16 protein-coding genes are annotated in these 18,201 nt (G+C 59.7%); 12 read left to right on the forward strand and 4 right to left on the reverse strand.

The window, feature by feature from the left end:
* Positions 1-44: 44 nt before the first annotated feature.
* Positions 45-794 (reverse strand): AraC family transcriptional regulator, encoded by a 750-nt coding sequence (locus AACY08_RS03505; RefSeq protein WP_339468088.1) that lies wholly within the window; start codon positions 792-794, stop codon positions 45-47.
* Positions 795-931: 137 nt separating this feature from the next.
* Here AACY08_RS03505 and AACY08_RS03510 point away from each other — a divergent pair, with 137 nt between their 5' ends.
* The gene (locus AACY08_RS03510) at positions 932-1,741 is read left to right on the forward strand and encodes a UDP-2,3-diacylglucosamine diphosphatase (protein ID WP_056861436.1); all 810 of its coding nucleotides are present in this window, start codon (positions 932-934) and stop codon (positions 1,739-1,741) included.
* Between the two features lie 122 nt (positions 1,742-1,863).
* Here the strand turns inward: AACY08_RS03510 and AACY08_RS03515 are convergent, their stop codons facing one another.
* The 3 genes from AACY08_RS03515 to phhA all read right to left on the reverse strand — a co-directional run bounded on the left by AACY08_RS03515 (position 1,864) and on the right by phhA (position 4,302).
* The gene (locus AACY08_RS03515; RefSeq protein ID WP_339468091.1) at positions 1,864-3,057 is read right to left on the reverse strand and encodes an amino acid aminotransferase; all 1,194 of its coding nucleotides are present in this window, start codon (positions 3,055-3,057) and stop codon (positions 1,864-1,866) included.
* Positions 3,057-3,413 (reverse strand): 4a-hydroxytetrahydrobiopterin dehydratase, encoded by a 357-nt coding sequence (locus AACY08_RS03520; RefSeq protein ID WP_010208721.1) that lies wholly within the window; start codon positions 3,411-3,413, stop codon positions 3,057-3,059. Before AACY08_RS03520 ends, AACY08_RS03515 begins: the two co-directional genes overlap by 1 nt.
* Before the next feature lie 97 nt (positions 3,414-3,510).
* Entirely contained in the window at positions 3,511-4,302 is a 792-nt protein-coding gene (phhA, locus tag AACY08_RS03525) for a phenylalanine 4-monooxygenase (RefSeq protein ID WP_339468093.1), read from the reverse strand.
* 258 nt (positions 4,303-4,560) lie between these two features.
* On the opposite strand from phhA, the gene AACY08_RS03530 reads away from it, so the two are divergent.
* From AACY08_RS03530 to AACY08_RS03580, 11 genes are all read left to right on the forward strand, one after another.
* Complete coding sequence (locus AACY08_RS03530) at positions 4,561-6,123, forward strand: sigma-54-dependent transcriptional regulator (protein ID WP_339468095.1); 1,563 nt, start codon at positions 4,561-4,563, stop codon at positions 6,121-6,123.
* Between the two features lie 270 nt (positions 6,124-6,393).
* Positions 6,394-7,134 carry a flagellar basal body rod protein FlgF gene (locus AACY08_RS03535; protein ID WP_065873760.1) on the forward strand — a complete coding sequence of 247 codons (741 nt, stop codon included), beginning with the start codon at positions 6,394-6,396 and terminating at the stop codon, positions 7,132-7,134.
* Between the two features lie 58 nt (positions 7,135-7,192).
* Positions 7,193-7,978 (forward strand): flagellar basal-body rod protein FlgG, encoded by a 786-nt coding sequence (gene flgG / locus AACY08_RS03540; protein WP_185703632.1) that lies wholly within the window; start codon positions 7,193-7,195, stop codon positions 7,976-7,978.
* A gap of 53 nt (positions 7,979-8,031) precedes the next feature.
* Complete coding sequence (flgH, locus tag AACY08_RS03545; RefSeq protein ID WP_339468097.1) at positions 8,032-8,727, forward strand: flagellar basal body L-ring protein FlgH; 696 nt, start codon at positions 8,032-8,034, stop codon at positions 8,725-8,727.
* Between the two features lie 27 nt (positions 8,728-8,754).
* Positions 8,755-9,843 carry a flagellar basal body P-ring protein FlgI gene (locus AACY08_RS03550; RefSeq protein ID WP_339468289.1) on the forward strand — a complete coding sequence of 363 codons (1,089 nt, stop codon included), beginning with the start codon at positions 8,755-8,757 and terminating at the stop codon, positions 9,841-9,843.
* Between the two features lie 10 nt (positions 9,844-9,853).
* The gene (gene flgJ, locus AACY08_RS03555; RefSeq protein WP_339468099.1) at positions 9,854-11,119 is read left to right on the forward strand and encodes a flagellar assembly peptidoglycan hydrolase FlgJ; all 1,266 of its coding nucleotides are present in this window, start codon (positions 9,854-9,856) and stop codon (positions 11,117-11,119) included.
* 10 nt (positions 11,120-11,129) lie between these two features.
* Positions 11,130-13,178, forward strand: coding sequence for a flagellar hook-associated protein FlgK (flgK, locus tag AACY08_RS03560; protein ID WP_339468101.1), 2,049 nt, complete (start codon positions 11,130-11,132; stop codon positions 13,176-13,178).
* Between the two features lie 14 nt (positions 13,179-13,192).
* Positions 13,193-14,821 (forward strand): flagellar hook-associated protein 3, encoded by a 1,629-nt coding sequence (locus AACY08_RS03565; protein WP_339468104.1) that lies wholly within the window; start codon positions 13,193-13,195, stop codon positions 14,819-14,821.
* 276 nt (positions 14,822-15,097) lie between these two features.
* A complete protein-coding gene (locus tag AACY08_RS03570) occupies positions 15,098-16,027 on the forward strand; it encodes a ketoacyl-ACP synthase III (protein WP_339468106.1) in 930 nt (309 codons plus the stop codon).
* 265 nt (positions 16,028-16,292) lie between these two features.
* Complete coding sequence (locus AACY08_RS03575; RefSeq protein WP_339468109.1) at positions 16,293-17,717, forward strand: flagellin N-terminal helical domain-containing protein; 1,425 nt, start codon at positions 16,293-16,295, stop codon at positions 17,715-17,717.
* A gap of 73 nt (positions 17,718-17,790) precedes the next feature.
* Positions 17,791-18,141, forward strand: a complete 351-nt coding sequence (locus tag AACY08_RS03580; protein ID WP_339468111.1) for a flagellar protein FlaG — start codon at positions 17,791-17,793, stop codon at positions 18,139-18,141.
* Positions 18,142-18,201 lie beyond the last annotated feature (60 nt).

Genomic DNA, 18,201 nt, shown 5'->3' on the forward strand with positions numbered 1-18,201 from the left:
AGGCGTCTGTCGTCCGGCTCGCGATTTTTATCGCGAGACTCGTCCTACGCGTTGCGCCGCAATGCGCCCGGCGAGGCGCCAAACTCACGCAGCATCGCGGCCGCAAATGCGCTTTGCGAGGTATAGCCGACGCGATCGGCGATTTCACCAATGGGTAATGGCGTTTTGCGCAGCAGGTCCAAGGCCATGTGCAGGCGACGGCGGCGGATATAGTCCATCGGCGTCTGCCCGCATTCCGCCATGAACCGTGCGTGCAAGCGCGCCACCGACAGGTCTGCGATGCGCGCCAGGTCGGCTACCTGCAGCGGGTGTGCAACGTGGCGCTCGATATGCGCATTGAATGCCTCGTACGGCAGGCGCCGGCCCGGCAGCGGTTGAGCCAGCGGGTGATTGAGGCTGGCCAACAACAGCACCGCGCCTTGCTGGACGATCAGCGGATCATCCACCGGGCTCAGCGCCAGCCAATGCACCAGTTGGCTTTGCCGCGAATCCAGGGCGAGTCGCGTGGGTTGATCGAGCAGCCGGCGACTGGCATCGGCATGTTCGCCCAACGATTGCAGTACCCAGTGCTCGGTGGGCACGTCCAGCACCAGGCAGCGGCTGCCATCGCGGCTGCCACAGGCATGATGGGCGGAGAAGGGCAGCACCATCACGCTGCTTTCGCGCACCTGGCTGCCACGGCCCTCCACTTCGAAATCCAGGTGCCCGGACAGGCCGAACACCAACTGCGCATGATCATGGCTGTGGGCGATGGGCGCTTCGAGGTAATGGCGTAGCGTGAGAGTGGGGCTCATCGCGGTCTCCTGGGCTGCAAGCCGGCAGTCTACAACGCTTCTCGGTCGGCCGGCGCTGTCATCAGACTGACGCACAGCTGTCATGGGCTATTAACCGTCGAGGCGCAAGCTCGCGAAAACAGCGTCGAGGGATGCCCATGACCAGTGCCGAGTTCGTCAAACCCAGCCGTAAGCAACGGGTTCGTACCCTGTGGATTTCCGACGTGCACCTGGGCACCCGGGATTGCCAGGCCGAACATTTGTCGCAGTTCCTCAAGGGCTACCACGCCGACAAGGTCTACCTGGTAGGCGACATCATTGACGGCTGGAAAATGCGCGGCGGCATGTATTGGCCCCAGGCCCACACCAACGTGATCCGCCGCTTGCTGACCATGGCCAAGCGCGGCACCGAGGTCATCTACGTCACCGGCAACCACGATGAATTCCTGCGCCGCTACTCCAAGCTGATCCTGGGCAATATTCAACTGGTGGATGAAGCGGTGCACGTGACTGCTGATGGCCGTCATCTGTTGGTGATCCATGGCGATCAGTTCGACGTGATCACCCGCTATCACCGTTGGTTGGCGTTCCTCGGTGACTCGGCCTATGAGTTCACGCTTACGCTGAACCGCTGGCTGAACCATTGGCGTGCGCGGTATGGCTATGGCTATTGGTCGCTGTCGGCGTACCTCAAGCACAAGGTCAAGACGGCGGTGAGTTTCATCAGCGATTTCGAAGAAGCGATCGCCCACGAAGTGACTAAGCGCGAGTTGCATGGCGTGGTGTGCGGGCATATCCACCATGCGGAGATTCGCAAGGTGGGCGAGGTGGATTACCTCAACTGTGGGGATTGGGTGGAGTCGTGCACGGCGTTGATCGAGCACTGGGACGGGAGTATCGAGTTGTATCGGTTGGCGGATGCGCAGGCGAAAGAGGCACTGCTAAAGGCTGAGATGGTTGCGGGCTAGAGGCTGCACTGGGTCAAAAATGTGGGAGCTGGCTTGCCTGCGATAGCGATCTGTCAGTGAAAAATGTGGGGCTGACATACCGCTATCGCAGGCAAGCCAGCCCACATTTGATCCCGGTTTCTTCAGTTAGAGACGTCGGCGATGGCTTGAGCCAGCAACGTCAACCGCGTCGCATCAATCCCCGCCACGTTAGCCCTTCCCGAGCTCACCATGTACACGCTGTGCTCCTCCCGCAGTTGCTTGACCTGCTCGGCACTCAAGCCGGTATAGGAAAACATCCCGCGCTGCGCCCCAATATGGGCAAACCGCTCCGACAAACCGTGGGGCGCCAATGCCTCCACCAGCCCGGATCGCAAGTGCGCGATCCGCGAGCGCATGGCTTCTACTTCATTGCTCCATCGCTTTTTCAGCTCGGCATCGCCCAGAATCGTGGCCACCACGGCTGCGCCGTGATCCGGCGGCGTCGACCACAGGTTGCGTGCCGTGTTAGCAAGCTGGCTGCGCACATCCGTCAGCTTCTCGGCATCCGCCGCACACACGATCAACGCGCCAACACGGTCGCTATACAGGCCAAAATTCTTCGAGCAGGAACTGGTCACCAGCACTTCCGGCAGCTCGGCCGCAAATAGGCGCACGGCCCAGGCGTCCTGCTCCAGGCCATCGCCAAAGCCCTGATAGGCGAAGTCGATCAGCGGCAGCAGTTGGCGCTCGCGCACGATCTGCAGCACCTGGCGCCAATCATCCTGGGTCAAGTCGAAACCGGTCGGGTTGTGGCAGCAGGCATGCAGCAGCACCACGTCGCCCTCTGGCACGCTGGACAGAGTAGCCAGCATCGCCGCCACGTCCAGGCGATTGTCAGCACCCACGTAGGGGTAATGGCTGACCTTAATCCCGGCCTTGGCGAAGATAGTTTCGTGGATTGGCCAGGTCGGGTTGCTCAGCCAAACGCCACGGCCGGGCAGATTGTGGGCGATGAAGTCGGCGCTCAGGCGCAGAGCGCCGGTGCCGCCTGGAGTCTGGGTGGCGCCGGCGCGGCGTTCGCGGATCAGCGCCGAATCGGCACCGAGCACCAGTTCGCTTATCAGCGAGCCGAAGGCAGTATTACCGTGGCCGCCGATGTAGGTCTTGGTGGTTTGGGTGTCTACCAGGCGCTGCTCGGCCAGTTTCACTGCGTGCGGAATGGGCGTGAGCCCCTGGTCATCCTTGTAGACGCCCACGCCCAGGTCGAATTTGTTCGGGTTGGTGTCCTGGGCATACAGGTCCATCAGCCCGAGGATCGGGTCGCCGGGCACGCGGCCTATGGCATCGAAGTGCATTACTTGCGGCCCTCGGCGTCCTTGGCCACTTCGTCGGTGCGTGCGGCCATGATGAAGTCGTTGCGGTGCAGGCCCTTGATGGAGTGGCTCCACCAAGTCACGGTGACTTTGCCCCACTCAGTGAGCAGGCCTGGGTGATGACCTTCGGCTTCGGAGATTTCACCCATGGCGTTGGTGAACGCCAGGGCGAATTTGAAGTTCTTGAACAGGAAAACCTTTTCCAGCTGCATCACGCCGTCGCGGACTTCGATGTTCCAGTCGGGGATCTGCTTGAGCAGCACCGGCAGTTCTTCATCGCTGACTTGCGGGGCATCGGCGCGGCAGGCTTCGCAGTGGGCTTGGTTCAAGGTGGTCATGGAGGTGTCCTGAATTCGAATGTTTGAAGGTCAGTAGCGTCACCCTAAAGCAACGCGGGGCCAGGGAACAGACTCACCTGGCCTCAAGATGTAAGGATCATGCAGCTTTGGGTTTGGGCGGAAACTTTGGTGCATGCAATCCCAGCTGCATCCCGCGTTCCACCATGCCCATGATGTCTTCCTGCGCCACGTCGAACAGGCGCTTGAGCTCTGGCAGCACGAAGTACAGCGGTTGCAGGATATCGATGCGATACGGCGTGCGCATGGCTTCCAGCGGATCGAACACCTGGTGTTCAGGCTCGGACGACAGGCTGTACACGGTCTCCTTGGGCGACGACAGAATACCGCCACCGTAGATGCGCCGACCTTCGGGCGTATCCACCAGGCCAAACTCGATGGTCATCCAGTACAAGCGCGCCAGGTACACCCGTTGCTCCTTGGTGGCCGCCAGGCCGAGCTTGCCGTAGGTATGGGTGAATTCGGCAAACCAGGGGTTGGTCAGCAGCGGGCAATGGCCAAAGATCTCGTGGAAAATGTCCGGCTCTTGCAGGTAGTCGAGTTCTTCGCGGGTGCGAATAAAAGTCGCCACCGGAAACTGCTTGTTGGCGAGCAATTCGAAGAACGTCTGGAAGGGAATCAACGCCGGCACGCGGGCGACTTGCCAGCCGGTGGTTTCGGCCAGCACCTTGTTGATCTCGCCCAATTGCGGGATTCGGTCCAGGGGCAGGCCGAGCTTTTCGATGCCGTCCAGGTATTCCTGGCAGGCGCGCCCTTCAATCACTTTCAATTGACGAGTGATCAGGGTGTTCCACACCGCGTGTTCTTCTGGCGGGTAATGGATAACACCTTGCGCATCGGGCTCGCGGGCCACGTACTGCGTCTGTTTCATACGGCTCTCCTGCTAGGCATTCGTTCTTGTTATGTCCTGCGTTGAGCCTATTGATAACCCGTGCGCGCCGGGATTCCATCTGTTTAAAACGCCTCTGAGTAGGAAAACTTACCAGTTTTCGTAAAGTATTCGTTACGGATGCCGCGTTTGCTGCTGGGTTGGGCTGGGAAAACCCCCAAAGCTGTCACATAATCTTGACGACTATCTGCGCCCAGCGACAAAAAAGACGCGGCGCTTACCCAACTTTCGGGCCTTTTCATGCGTATCAAAGTGCACTGCCAGAACCGTATCGGCATCCTGCGGGACATCCTCAACCTGTTGGTGGAGTACGGCGTCAACGTCGCCAAGGGCGAGGTCGGCGGTGAGCATGGCAATGCCATTTACCTGTACTGCCCGAACCTGGTGAACATGCAGTTCCAGGCGCTGCGCCCGCAGTTCGAGGCGATTGCCGGAGTGTTTGGGGTGAAAAGGGTAGGGCTGATGCCCAGCGAGCGCCGGCACATGGAACTCAATGCGCTGCTCGGCGCCCTGGAGTTTCCGGTGCTGTCGATCGACATGGGCGGTTCCATCGTCGCCGCCAACCGCGCGGCGGCCCAGTTGCTCGGGGTGCGGGTGGATGAAGTGCCGGGCATTCCGCTGTCACGGTATGCCGAGGACTTCGACTTGCCGGAGCTGGTGCGTGCGAGCAAATCGCGGATCAACGGCCTGCGGGTCAAGGTCAAGGGTGACGTGTTCCTGGCGGACATCGCGCCACTGCAATCGTCCGAACATGATGACAGCGAGGCCATGGCCGGCGCCGTGCTGACGTTGCACCGCGCCGACCGCGTCGGTGAACGCATCTACAACGTGCGCAAGCAGGAGCTGCGCGGCTTTGACAGCATTTTCCAGAGTTCCAAGGTCATGGCCGCCGTGGTTCGCGAAGCGCGACGCATGGCGCCGCTGGATGCGCCTCTATTAATAGAAGGCGAAACCGGCACCGGCAAAGAACTGCTGGCCCGTGCCTGTCATCTGGCCAGCCCGCGTGGTCAATCGCCGTTGATGGCGCTTAACTGCGCCGGTTTGCCGGAGTCGATGGCCGAGACCGAGCTGTTCGGCTACGGCCCCGGCGCGTTCGAAGGCGCGCGCGCCGAAGGCAAGCTGGGGCTGCTGGAGTTGACGGCGGGCGGCACGCTGTTTCTCGACGGCGTGGGGGAAATGAGCGCGCGCTTGCAGGTGAAGTTGCTGCGCTTTTTGCAGGACGGTTGCTTCCGCCGCGTAGGCAGCGATGAAGAGGTGTACCTGGATGTGCGGGTGATCTGCGCCACCCAGGTGGACTTGTCTGAACTGTGCGCCCGTGGCGAATTCCGCCAGGACCTTTACCACCGTCTAAATGTGCTGTCCCTGCACATCCCGCCGCTGCGCGAATGCCTCGACGGCCTGGCGCCGCTGGTGGATCACTTCCTTGATCAGGCGAGCCGGCAGATCGGCTGCCCGCTGCCGAAGCTCGCGACGGCTGCGATGGATCGTCTGAGCCACTACCACTGGCCAGGCAACGTACGGCAGTTGGAAAACGTGCTATTCCAGGCGGTGTCGTTGTGCGATGGCGGGATGGTCAAGGCCGAGCATATTCGGCTGCCGGACTATGGCGTGCGTCAGCCCCTTGGCGATTTTTCCTTGGAGGGCGGCTTGGAGGACATTGTCGGGCGCTTCGAGAAGGCGGTGCTGGAAAGTTTGTACGCCGAGCACCCGAGCAGTCGGCAGCTGGGCAAGCGGTTGGGGGTGTCGCACACCACCATCGCCAATAAATTGCGCGATTACGAAGTCCTCAAGACCGACAAATAACCCACTGACTAAACAGGGGCAAACTTTGGGAGCGGGCTTGCTCGCTCCCGCATCATTTGAATTTTTGTCGCCTGTAATACGGGTGTTTGCCGCACGCGGCAGTAGTCCGCCGTTTTTTCGACTCTCAGCCGGCAGCCTAATCCACCCATCTCCCGCCAAACCCCCGTCCCGCCTGCACTTCTCCTTCTTTTCAAAAGTTGGTTCGCAAATTGCTTAAGCCTTATCAGTACAGCGGTGGGCGGCAAGCGTCCGTCAGAAAGAGGAAAGAGCGTGGACAAGTACCTTTATGTGGCAATGACCGGCGCCAGCCAGAATGCTCTGGCGCAGAAGGCCCATGCCAACAACCTGGCGAACATTTCCACCAATGGTTTCCAGCGCGACCTGGAGCAGGCGCGTTCGATGCCGGTGTTCGGTGACAGCTTTCCGGCGCGGGCGTTTGCCTTGACCGAGCGCCCAGGCACCGACTTCTCCCCTGGCGCGATGATTGAGACCGGCCGTGACCTGGACGTTGCCGTCAGCGGCGATGGCTGGATGGCCGTGCAAACCCCGGATGGCGGCGAGGCCTACGTGCGCAGCGCCAGCATGAACGTCGATGCATTGGGCGTGCTGCGGGCCGGCAACGGCATGCCGATCATGGGCAACGGTGGCCCGATTGCCGTGCCGCCCCAGCAGAAAATCGAAGTGGGTGCCGACGGCACCATCAGCATCCGCGCCATGGGTGAAGGCCCGCGTGTGATGGCTGAAGTGGACCGCATCAAGCTGGTCCAGCCGGACCTGAAGAACATGAGCAAAGGCCTGGACGGCACCATCCACACCAAGGATGGCCAGCCGGCTCAAGCCGACGCTAGGGTCACGCTGACCTCGGGCTTTCTGCAGGCGAGCAACGTCAATGCCGTAGAAGAAATGACAGCGGTGCTGGCGCTTTCTAAGCAGTTCGAGCTGCACATCAAGATGATGAACAGCGCTAAAGAAGACGATCAGGCCATGACTCGCGTCATGCAGATGAGCTGATAGCCCTTAACTAATTTGCAACGCGGCGCCAACAAACAGGCGCACGAAGGAGAACAGCATGCTTCCGGCTCTATGGGTTGCCAAAACAGGTCTGTCCGCCCAGGACACCAACCTGACCACCATTTCCAACAACTTGGCCAACGTGTCGACCACGGGTTTCAAACGTGACCGTGCCGAGTTCCAGGACTTGCTCTATCAGATCAAGAAACAGCCAGGCGCCCAATCGACCCAGGACAGCGAACTGCCGTCGGGCCTGCAACTGGGTACCGGTGTGCAGATCGTCGGCACCCAGAAGAACTTCAGCGCCGGCAACCTGCAGCAGACCGGCCAGCCGCTGGACATGGCCATCAACGGCCGTGGTTTCTTCCAGATCCTGCAACCGGACGGCACCACTTCCTACACCCGTGACGGTACTTTCCACCTGGATTCCAACGGCCAGATCGTGACGGCCAACGGTTTCTCCCTGGAGCCAGCCGTTGTCGTACCGGCTGATGCCAAGACGTTCACTGTCGGCAACGACGGCACCGTGTCCATCACCGTCGCCGGTAACCCGGCTTCGCAAGTGATCGGTAACCTGCAAACCGCCGACTTCATCAACCCGGCCGGCCTGCAGGCCATGGGTAACAACCTGTTCCTGGAAACCGCCTCCAGCGGCGCACCGCAAATCGGCACCCCTGGCCTGAACGGTTTTGGCACCACGCTGCAAAGCACCCTGGAAACGTCCAACGTGAGCACCGTTGAGGAGATGGTCAACATGATCACCACCCAGCGCGCCTACGAGATGAACTCCAAGGTGATCTCCACCGCCGACCAGATGCTTTCGTTCGTAACGCAGAATCTGTAATCAAGTCTATGGGGCGCCCCTGAGGTCGCCTGCAACACCGTGAGGTAAGGGTCATGAATCGCTATGTTTCTGTTCTGGCATTGAGTGGGATTGCCGTGCTCGCGGGCTGTGTCGCTCCGACGCCAAAGCCCAATGACCCGTATTACGCGCCGGTGTTGCCACGCACGCCGTTGCCGGCGGCTGCCAACAATGGCTCGATTTATCAGGCTGGCTTCGAACAGAACCTGTACAGCGACCGCAAGGCGTTCCGGGTCGGTGACATCATCACCATCACCCTCAACGAGCGCACCCAGGCCAGCAAAAACGCCAACTCTCAAGTCGGCAAAACCAGTAAGGCTGGCATCGGCCTGACGTCGTTGTTCGGCGCCGTGCCCAACGTCAACAACCCATTGGGTGATGGCGACCTGAGCCTCAGCGCCGGCTACAGCGGTGACCGCTCCACCAACGGCAAGAGTTCGGCAGGGCAGGGCAACAGCCTGACCGGTTCGGTCACCGTGACCGTGGCCGATGTATTGCCCAACGGCATCCTCGCCGTACGCGGTGAAAAGTGGATGACGCTCAATACCGGTGACGAACTGGTGCGCATTGCAGGCATGGTTCGCGCCGATGACATCACCACCGACAACACCGTGCCTTCGACGCGGATTGCCGATGCACGCATTACCTACTCGGGTACGGGTTCGTTTGCTGATGCGAGTCAGCCGGGCTGGTTCGACCGTTTCTTCCTTAGCCCGCTGTTCCCTTTCTAGGTGGCCACTTTGAACTTCAAACAGCTGATGGCGGCCGCGCTCCTGCTTTGCTTAAGCGCTGTCGCCCAGGCCGAACGCCTGAAGGACATCGCGAGCATTTCCGGTGTGCGTTCCAACCAGTTGATCGGCTACGGCTTGGTGGTGGGGCTCAGTGGTACGGGTGACCAGACCACCCAGACCCCGTTCACCCTGCAGACCTTCAACAACATGCTCTCGCAGTTCGGCATCAAGGTGCCGGCCGGTTCGGGCAACGTGCAGCTGAAAAACGTCGCGGCGGTGTCGATCAGTGCTGAGTTGCCGGCGTTCTCCAAGCCCGGCCAACTGGTGGACATCACTGTGGCGTCGATCGGTAACTCGAAAAGCCTGCGTGGCGGCACCTTGTTGATGACACCGCTCAAGGGTATCGACGGCAACGTCTACGCCATCGCCCAGGGCAACCTGGTGGTGGGCGGGTTTGATGCTGAAGGTCGCGACGGTTCGAAGATCACCGTCAACGTGCCATCGGCGGGTCGTATCCCAGGCGGTGCCAGTGTTGAACGCACTGTGCCGAGCGGCTTCAACCAGGGCAACAGCCTGACCCTGAACCTCAACCGCTCCGACTTCACCACCGCCAAGCGCGTGGTCGATAAGATCAACGACATGCTCGGCCCTGGCGTGGCCCAGGCGATCGACGGCGGCTCGATCCGTGTGACCGCCCCGCTGGACCCCAGCCAGCGCGTCGACTACCTGTCGATCCTGGAAAACCTTGAAGTCGACCCGGGCCAGGCTGTCGCCAAAGTCATCATCAACTCGCGTACCGGTACCATTGTGATCGGCCAGAACGTCAAGGTATCGCCGGCAGCGGTGACCCACGGCAGCCTGACCGTGACCATCACCGAAGACCCGATCGTCAGCCAGCCTGGGCCTTTGTCCAACGGCCAGACGGCGGTGGTGCCACGCTCACGCGTCAACGCCCAGCAAGAAGCCAAGCCGATGTTCAAGTTCGGTCCCGGCACCACCCTGGATGAGATTGTCCGTGCAGTGAACCAGGTGGGCGCGGCGCCCGGCGACTTGATGGCGATTCTCGAAGCACTGAAACAGGCCGGCGCCTTGCAAGCCGACCTGATCGTGATCTGAGGCCATGGTCATGGACATGCGCAAGAGCGGTATCAGCAGCACGGCGGACTCGGGGTCTTACTCCGACTTGAACCGGCTTAACCAGCTCAAGGTCGGCGACGACAAGAACAGCGAAGGCAACATGCGCAAGGTCGCGCAGGAGTTCGAGTCGCTGTTTTTGAGCGAGATGCTCAAGTCCATGCGTTCGGCCACCGAGGCGTTGGGTAAAGACAACCCGCTGAACACGCCGGCCGCCAAGCAATATCAGGAAATGTACGACCAGCAACTGGCGGTCTCGATGTCCCGCGAAGGCGGGGGTATCGGCCTGGCCGATGTGCTGATGCGTCAGATGCAGAAGAACAAGCCGGTGGAGGCTCAGGCCGCCACCCTGCAAGGCCCGGCGGCGGCTGAGGCTGCCAAGAAGGTCAACGTGCCGACGGAAATTGCCGCCGGCACCCAGGCCGAAGGTCCGTTGGGCCGTTCCAATGGCCAGCGTCCGCTGTGGGCTTACCGCGTGGCAGAGCCACAGGCTGGGGCTGCTGCATCGCACAGCAATGACATGGAATTGATGAACCAGCGCCGGATTGCCTTGCCGAGCAGGCTGACTGATCGCCTGCTGGCCGGCATCGTGCCGAGTACCGATGCAACCACCGTCGCCAAGTCTGCGCCACTGCGTAACAGCGCGGCCGATGACAACGTGGTCAACAGCACGGCGCGCACTTTCGCGGTGCCCGGCGACCGCATGCAGGTCTACGGCCGTGCCGTGGCCCAGCCACCGTTGGCGCCGGCGAAGAAGGCCTTCAGTTCGCAGGATGAATTTGTCGCAACCATGTTGCCAATGGCCAAGGCGGCCGCCGCGCGCATTGGTGTCGATCCGAAGTACCTGGTGGCCCAGGCCGCCCTGGAAACTGGTTGGGGTAAATCGGTGATGCGCGCCCAGGATGGCACCAGCAGCCACAACCTGTTTGGCATCAAGGCCGGCCAGAGTTGGCAGGGCGAGAAAGCGCGTGCGATCACCAGCGAGTTCCGTGACGGGGCAATGGTCAAGGAAACGGCGCAGTTCCGTTCCTACAACTCTTACCAGGACAGCTTCCATGACTTGGTGACATTGCTGCAAAGCAATGATCGCTATAAAGAAGTTGTGAAGTCGGCCGACAACCCGGAACAGTTTGTACGCGAGTTGCAAAAAGCCGGTTACGCAACCGACCCGGCCTACGCCAGCAAGATTTCGCAGATCGCTAAAACGATGGACAGTTACCAGAACTACGCTGCCGCTGGCGCAACCACACATTTATAAGGTCTGAACCATGAGTTTGCTCAATATCGGGATGTCGGGGCTTAACGCTGCTCAAGGATCGTTGTCGGTCTTGAGTAACAACATTGCCAACGCCAACACGGCGGGCTATTCGCGTCAGCAGACTACCCAGAGCGCGAATGCGTCGAACCAGTACGGCGGCGTGTTTATCGGCAGCGGTACCACCTTGGCCGACGTGCGCCGGGTGTACAACGAATACCTGGACACGGCGTACCAGAACAGCACCTCGCTCAACAGCGATGCCAAGGCTTACCTGGATCAAGTGAGCGCCGTGGACAAGACGTTGTCGGACAAGACTACGGGCATGTCGTCCGTGCTCAGTTCGTTCTTTGCCGCTGTTCAGACCGCCTCGGCTAACCCGAGTGATACCTCGGCTCGCCAGATACTGCTGACCAGCGCCCAGACATTGAGCAACCGCTTCAACTCGATCTCCAGCCAGTTGAGCCAGCAGAAAGAAACCATTAACAGCCAGCTGACCTCCTTGACCGATCAGGTCAACCAGCTGACCTCGTCGATTGCTTCGCTCAACAAGCAGATCACCCAGGTGCAGGGGTCTTCGAACACCACCCCGGCCAACCTGCTGGACGCGCGCGCCGAAGCCGTACGTTCGCTCAATGAGTTGATCGGCGTGAACGCCAGCGAGAAGAACGGTGTGTTCAGCGTCAGTACCGGTACCGGCCAGTCCCTGGTGCTGGGTGATCGGTCCAACACCCTTTCTGCCGTACCGAGCAAGAGCGACACCAGCCAGTACACGATTCAGATGAATGCGGCTGGCGGGACGACGATGGACCTGGGCAACGTGATCAGTGGTGGCAGCATCGGTGGCTTGTTGCGCTATCGCAGCGATGTGTTGATGCCGGCCATCAATGACCTGGGTCGCATTGCTATCGTCACTGCCGATACGATCAACAGTCAACTGGGCCAGGGTATCGACCTGAACGGCGAATTCGGCTCGTCGATGTTCAAAGACATCAACAGCGCTGCGTCTGTCGCGCTGCGTAGCCTTTCCGCTCAAGGTAATCAGGGCGTTGGTAGCCTGGGTGTTACGATCAAGGACACCAGCAAGCTGACCAACTTCGATTACAAGGTCACCTTCAGCGACCCTGTCGATCTCAACAAAGTCACCGTCGAGCGCTCTGATGGCAAAGCCATGGGCACGTTTGATATCACGGCTACACCGCCCTCGGTGATCGATGGTTTCACCCTGGAACTCAAGAACGGACCGATGCAGGCGGGTGACAGCTTTAAAGTCAGCCCGACCGCCAGTGGCGCCCAGGATATCGGTACTGTCCTCAACGACCCGAGCAAGATTGCGTTTGCCGCGCCGCTGAACGGGGAGGCCAGCAAAACCAACCAGGGTACCGGTAGCTTCACACCGCCGACCCTGACCCTGCCCCTGGATATCCAGGGTGGCGCTACTACCGCGCAACTGCGCGTTGGCATTGAAAATTCGATGCCGGTGAAGATGGTGTTCGGCAAGCCGGCGGCTGATGGCACTCAGAGCTATACCCTTAACGACGCCAAGGGCGATCCTATCGGCTCGGGGACCATCATTCCGGGGCAGGCCAATAAAATCACCGTCAACGTGCCGATGCGTGATGCCAGCGGTGCCCTGGTGGTGCCGGCCAAGAGTTTTGGTTTTGACACCACGGTTGCGGGCTCGCCGACCGATGGGGATAGCACCACCTTTTCGTTTAACGCCACGGGCGTATCCGACAACCGCAATGCCCAGCAACTGCTGAATCTGCAAACCAAGGCCACCGTGGGCGTGGCGACAGATGGCACCGGCGGCACGAGCCTGGTCGGGGCCAACAGCAAGTTGGTGTCCACCGTTGGCGCCAAGGCCGCTGCGGCCACCACTGACACCACGGCCACCAATGCGTTGCTGACGGCTAACAAAAATGCGCGCAACTCCGTGTCCCAGGTCAACCTGGACGAAGAGGCGGGCGACATGATCAAGTTCCAGCAGTACTACACAGCGTCGTCGCAGATCATCAAGGCTGCGCAAGAAACCTTCAGCACGCTGATTAATAGTCTTTAAGGGAGTCTGGGACGATGCGCATTTCTACACAGCAGTATTTCGACACCAGTGCGAGCAAGTATCAAAACAACTACTCCAGCGTGGTCAAGGCCCAGGAGCAGGCGAGTTCCGGCGTGCGTGTACAGACCGCTGGCGATGATCCGGTGGCCGCGCAGCGTTTGCTGATGTTGCAGCAGCAGAAAGATATGCTGGCGCAGTCCAGCGGTAATATCAGCTCCCTGAAAAGTTCGCTGACCAACGAGCAGAGCATCCTGGATGCGCTCGACAAGGCGATGCAGGCTGGCAAGCAGCTGGCCCTGCGGGCTGGCGGTGTGACCAGCGATGCTGATCGCAAGTCAATCTCGGTCGAAGTGGGGGCCCTGGAAGAGCAGGTACTGGGTTTGCTCAACAGCAAGGATGCGGCAGGCAATTACTTGTTCTCCGGCTCCAAGACCCAAACCCCCCCGTATTCGCGCAACAGCGATGGCACCTACAGCTACCAGGGCGACGAAAACGAACTGAGCCTGCAGGTTTCCGAGACGCTCACGGTGCGCACTGGCGATACCGGCAAAACCATTCTGGGAGGGGCGGCCAACAGCAGTCGCACCCAGTCCACCTACATTGCACCTGCGGCTGCGCCTCTTCCGCCAGCGATTTCTCCGCCTTTGGTCGATGATAAAAAGGTTGCGATTTCGGCCGGCCTGGTGACTTCGGGTATCGACTACACCAAGCAGTTTGCCGACGGCCAACCTTACAAGCTGACCTTCACCAGTAGCACCCAGTACAAGGTGACGGACAAGGACAACAATGACATTACCTCAGAGATTGCGGGTAATGGCACGTTCGATTCCACCAAGGAAGGCAGCGGCAGCGTGAACCTACGCGGGGTTAAGTTCGACATCACCATCGACCTTACCGACACCGCCACCGGGCCGAATGCCGATGCGTTGGTCAAGGGCCGCGAGTTCAGCCTGGCTGCCAAGCCGGATGCGTTCAATGTCTCGCGTACCGCGAGCAACCAGTCGACCGCACAACTGACCAACGGCAACGTCAGCAGCGCGGCGGACTATTCCAGCACCTTTCCCGGCAATAGCGGGGTGCTGATCAAGTTCAGTGACACCGACCCGACGGCCTTCAAGGTATTTGCCCAGCCGTATACCGCCGACAGCAAAGAGATCGATTCGGGCGTTATCGACACAGCCACGACGCCGAATACCATCACTGCGGCCGGTGTGACCTTTGGGTTGAGCGGTACGCCGCAGACCGGCGACCAGTTTGCCGCCGGTGCCAGCACCCAGAAAACCCAGAACGCCCTCGACACCTTGAGCCAGCTGCGCCAAGCCCTGGAAAAGCCGGCCGATGGCATCCCGGGCGCGCGGGTCAAGCTTCAGGACGCGCTGAACGCTGCGGTCAGTAACCTGACCAACTCGACCACCCAGCTGGGCAATGTGATTGGCTCCATTGGTGCGCGCGAAAACGCGCTCGATGTGCAAGCTGACGCAAACGCCAGTATCGGCCTGGCCAATACCACCACCATGAGTGCACTGGCCAATATCGACATGGGCGAAGCCGCGATCAACCTGACCCTGCAGCAGACCATGCTGGAAGCCTCGCAGCTGGCGTTTGTAAAAGTCTCGCAGTTGAGCCTCTTCAACAAGATGTAAGTGGCGTGACGTCAAGCGGCCCGCTCTGGAAACAGGACGGGCCGTTGTTGTTTATGGGGTTTAATTGTTTGAAGGTTTTGCACAAAGCACACAAAATTGAGTGACCTGTGAGTCATAAAGCGCATCTTCACTGTATCGTGTGAAAAGGATAAGTCGTCACAGGGTCCTTGCGAGGCGGCTTTCAGCGAGATTTTTATGGGGTTATCCCCTTTATTGTCAGCACTCCGGGCGCAGTCCCAGGGGTGTTCTCCAGCTATTTAGTATTGGGAAGCCACAATGATTGGCATAAAAAGCATCGCCAGTTACGTGCCGGCAGACGGGATCGATAACTACGCCCAGGGTGCCAAATTCGCCAAGGATGAAGAGTTCATCATTGGCAAGATCGGTTCGGCGTTTTTGCCGCGCAAGGATGCCGCGCAGGAAACGTCTGACCTGTGTGTCGAAGCGGTCAACGCTTTGTTTGCCAACAACCCGGATTTGAAGCGCGAGTCCATCGACGCACTGATTGTCGTGACCCAGAACGGTGATGAAGAGGGCTTGCCCCACACCGCCGCCATCGTCCAGGACAAACTCGGCCTGCCGACTCACGTTGCGGCGTTCGATATTTCCCTGGGCTGCTCGGGCTACGTCTACGGCATCTATGCGATGAAGGGCTTCATGGAAGCCGCCGGCCTGAAAAACGGCCTGCTGGTCACCGCCGACCCGTACTCGAAGATCGTCGACCCGGAAGACCGCAACACCACCATGCTGTTCGGCGACGCCGCCACCGCCACCTGGATGGGCGAAGACGCGCCGTGGTTGCTCGGCAAGTCCAAGTTCGGCACCGACGGTTCCGGCGCACCGCACCTTAAGGTCAGCGACGGCGTGTTCTTTATGAATGGCCGCCAGGTGTTCAACTTCGCGCTGCTTAAAGTGCCGGCGCATTTGCACGAGCTGCTCAACGAGTCGGACCTCAAGGCTGATGAGATTGATGCCTTCTGCATTCACCAGGGCAGTGCGGCCATTGTCGACGCCGTGGCGCGCCGTTTTGAAGACGCTCCAGTGGACAAGTTCATCAAGGACATGGTCGAGACCGGCAACACCGTTTCATCGAGCATTCCGTTGCTGCTGGAAAAACACGTGATGGACGCCACCTGGAAGCGTGTGGCCATCAGTGGTTTTGGTGTGGGCCTGTCGTGGGGTTCGGCGATTCTCTATCGCCCGTGATGCTTAAATAGCTTCAATAAAAAAACGCCGATAATCGAAAGATCATCGGCGTTTTTTATTTGGCGCCAGAAAACCCAATAAAATCTGGGTTTCGAGCCTGCGTAAACCCTTGAATTACAAGGGGTGGCACGACGCCAGTAAATAATTTCAAAAAAATCCTCAAGCATCCGGCTACCACGACGATAACTATTACGTAGGTTCTCAGGCCACACCCGGCGGTTGCCAGGGCCGGAAGCCGCAGTATCCATCCAACGAGGATTTCGTCATGGCTTTAACAGTAAACACCAACATTGCTTCGATCACTACTCAGGGTAACCTGAACAAAGCTGGCGGCGCCCTGGCCACTTCCATGCAGCGCCTGTCTTCCGGCCTGCGTATCAACAGCGCTAAAGACGACGCTGCTGGCCTGCAGATCGCTAACCGTCTGACCAGCCAAATCAACGGCCTGGGCCAAGCAGTCAAAAACGTGAACGACGGTATCTCGATCGCTCAGACCGCTGAAGGCGCGATGCAGGCTTCGACCGACATCCTGCAAAAAATGCGTACCCTGGCTCTGTCTTCCGCTACTGGCTCGCTCAGCCCTGACGACCGTAAGTCGAACAACGACGAATACCAGGCTCTGACTTCGGAACTGACCCGTATCTCTACTACTACCACCTTCGGTGGCCAGAAGTTGCTGGACGGTTCGTACGGTACCAAAGCCATTCAGGTTGGCGCAAACGCTAACGAAACCATCAACCTGAGCCTGGAAAACGTTTCGGCCAACAACATCGGCTCCCAGCAGCTGAAAAGCGTTGCCATCGCTCCAGGTACCGGTACTGTTGCCGGCGCGATCAACGTCACTGGTAACGGCCAGACCGGTACCTACACTGTCGGTGCCGGCGACTCGGCTAAAACCATCGCCAGCAACCTGAACGGCCTCATCGGTGGCCTGACTGCAACTGCCAGCACCGAAGCCAAGTTCTCTGTAGACGAAGCGACTGCCACTACTACTCCTGCTTCGTTCACCCTGACCGTCGGCAGCGCTTCCGTTGACTTCAAGGGCGTTACCACCCAAGCCGGCCTGGCCGACCAGCTGAAATCCAACGCCGCCAAACTGGGTATCAGCGTCAGCTACGACGAAAGCAAAAAGACTCTGGAAGTCAAGTCCGACACCGGTGAGAACATCGTGGTCAGCGGTTCGACTGATCCTGGCTCGGTAACTGTTGCTGCCAAAGACGGCGCAGGCGCTTACGGTACTGCAGTTGCACTGGCTGACGCCCTGATCGTTACCGGTCAAGTGTCGCTGGACTCCGCCAAAGGCTACTCCCTGAGTGGTGCTGGTGTTGCTGGTCTGTTCGCGGCCGGTGCTGCTACCGAAGCTGCTGCGACCAAGACCACCGTTGCTCAAACCGACGTGACCGACGCCACCAAGGCCCAAAACGCCCTGGCGGTAATCGACAAGGCCATCGGCACCATCGACGGCGTTCGTTCGGGCCTGGGTGCTACCCAGAACCGTCTGACTACTACTGCAGACAACCTGCAGAACATTCAGAAGAACTCCACCGCTGCACGCTCCACCGTTCAGGACGTCGACTTCGCTTCCGAAACCGCCGAGCTGACCAAGCAACAAACCCTGCAATCGGCTTCCACCGCGATCCTGTCGCAGGCTAACCAGCTGCCATCCGCTGTACTGAAGCTGCTTCAGTAACTCCAGCGCTTGGTCACTAACGGAAGGGCGCGCTGAGTGCCCTTCCGTTTTTTCGGTTTAGAGGAGATTGGACATGGACATAAGTGTAAAGCTGAACCAGTCTTATCCGCCGGTTGCCCCTCAAGGCGCACCTGTGCAGGTGGCCGCCGACAAGAGCGTCACTAAAGTCCAGGAAACCCCGGCTACAGGCAAAGAGCCTGAGCGTGCGGACCTGGAAAAAGCAGTTACCGATATTCGCGAATTCGTACAAGCGTCCGAGCGCAAGCTGGATTTTTCAATTGATGACTCCACCCATCGTGTGGTGGTCAAGGTGATCGCCACCGACAGCGGTGAAGTGATTCGCCAGATTCCGTCGGAAACGGCGCTGAAGCTGGCACAGAACCTTTCCAGCGCAAGCCACCTGTTGTTTGACGACAAGGTCTGAGCTGGCATGAAACTTGTTGCTGTCCTGTCTTGAAGCGTAATAAGTCAAGATAACGGCAGC

The sequence above is a fragment of the Pseudomonas sp. EL_65y_Pfl1_R83 genome, from assembly GCF_963970695.1.
Lineage (GTDB): Bacteria > Pseudomonadota > Gammaproteobacteria > Pseudomonadales > Pseudomonadaceae > Aquipseudomonas > Aquipseudomonas tritici.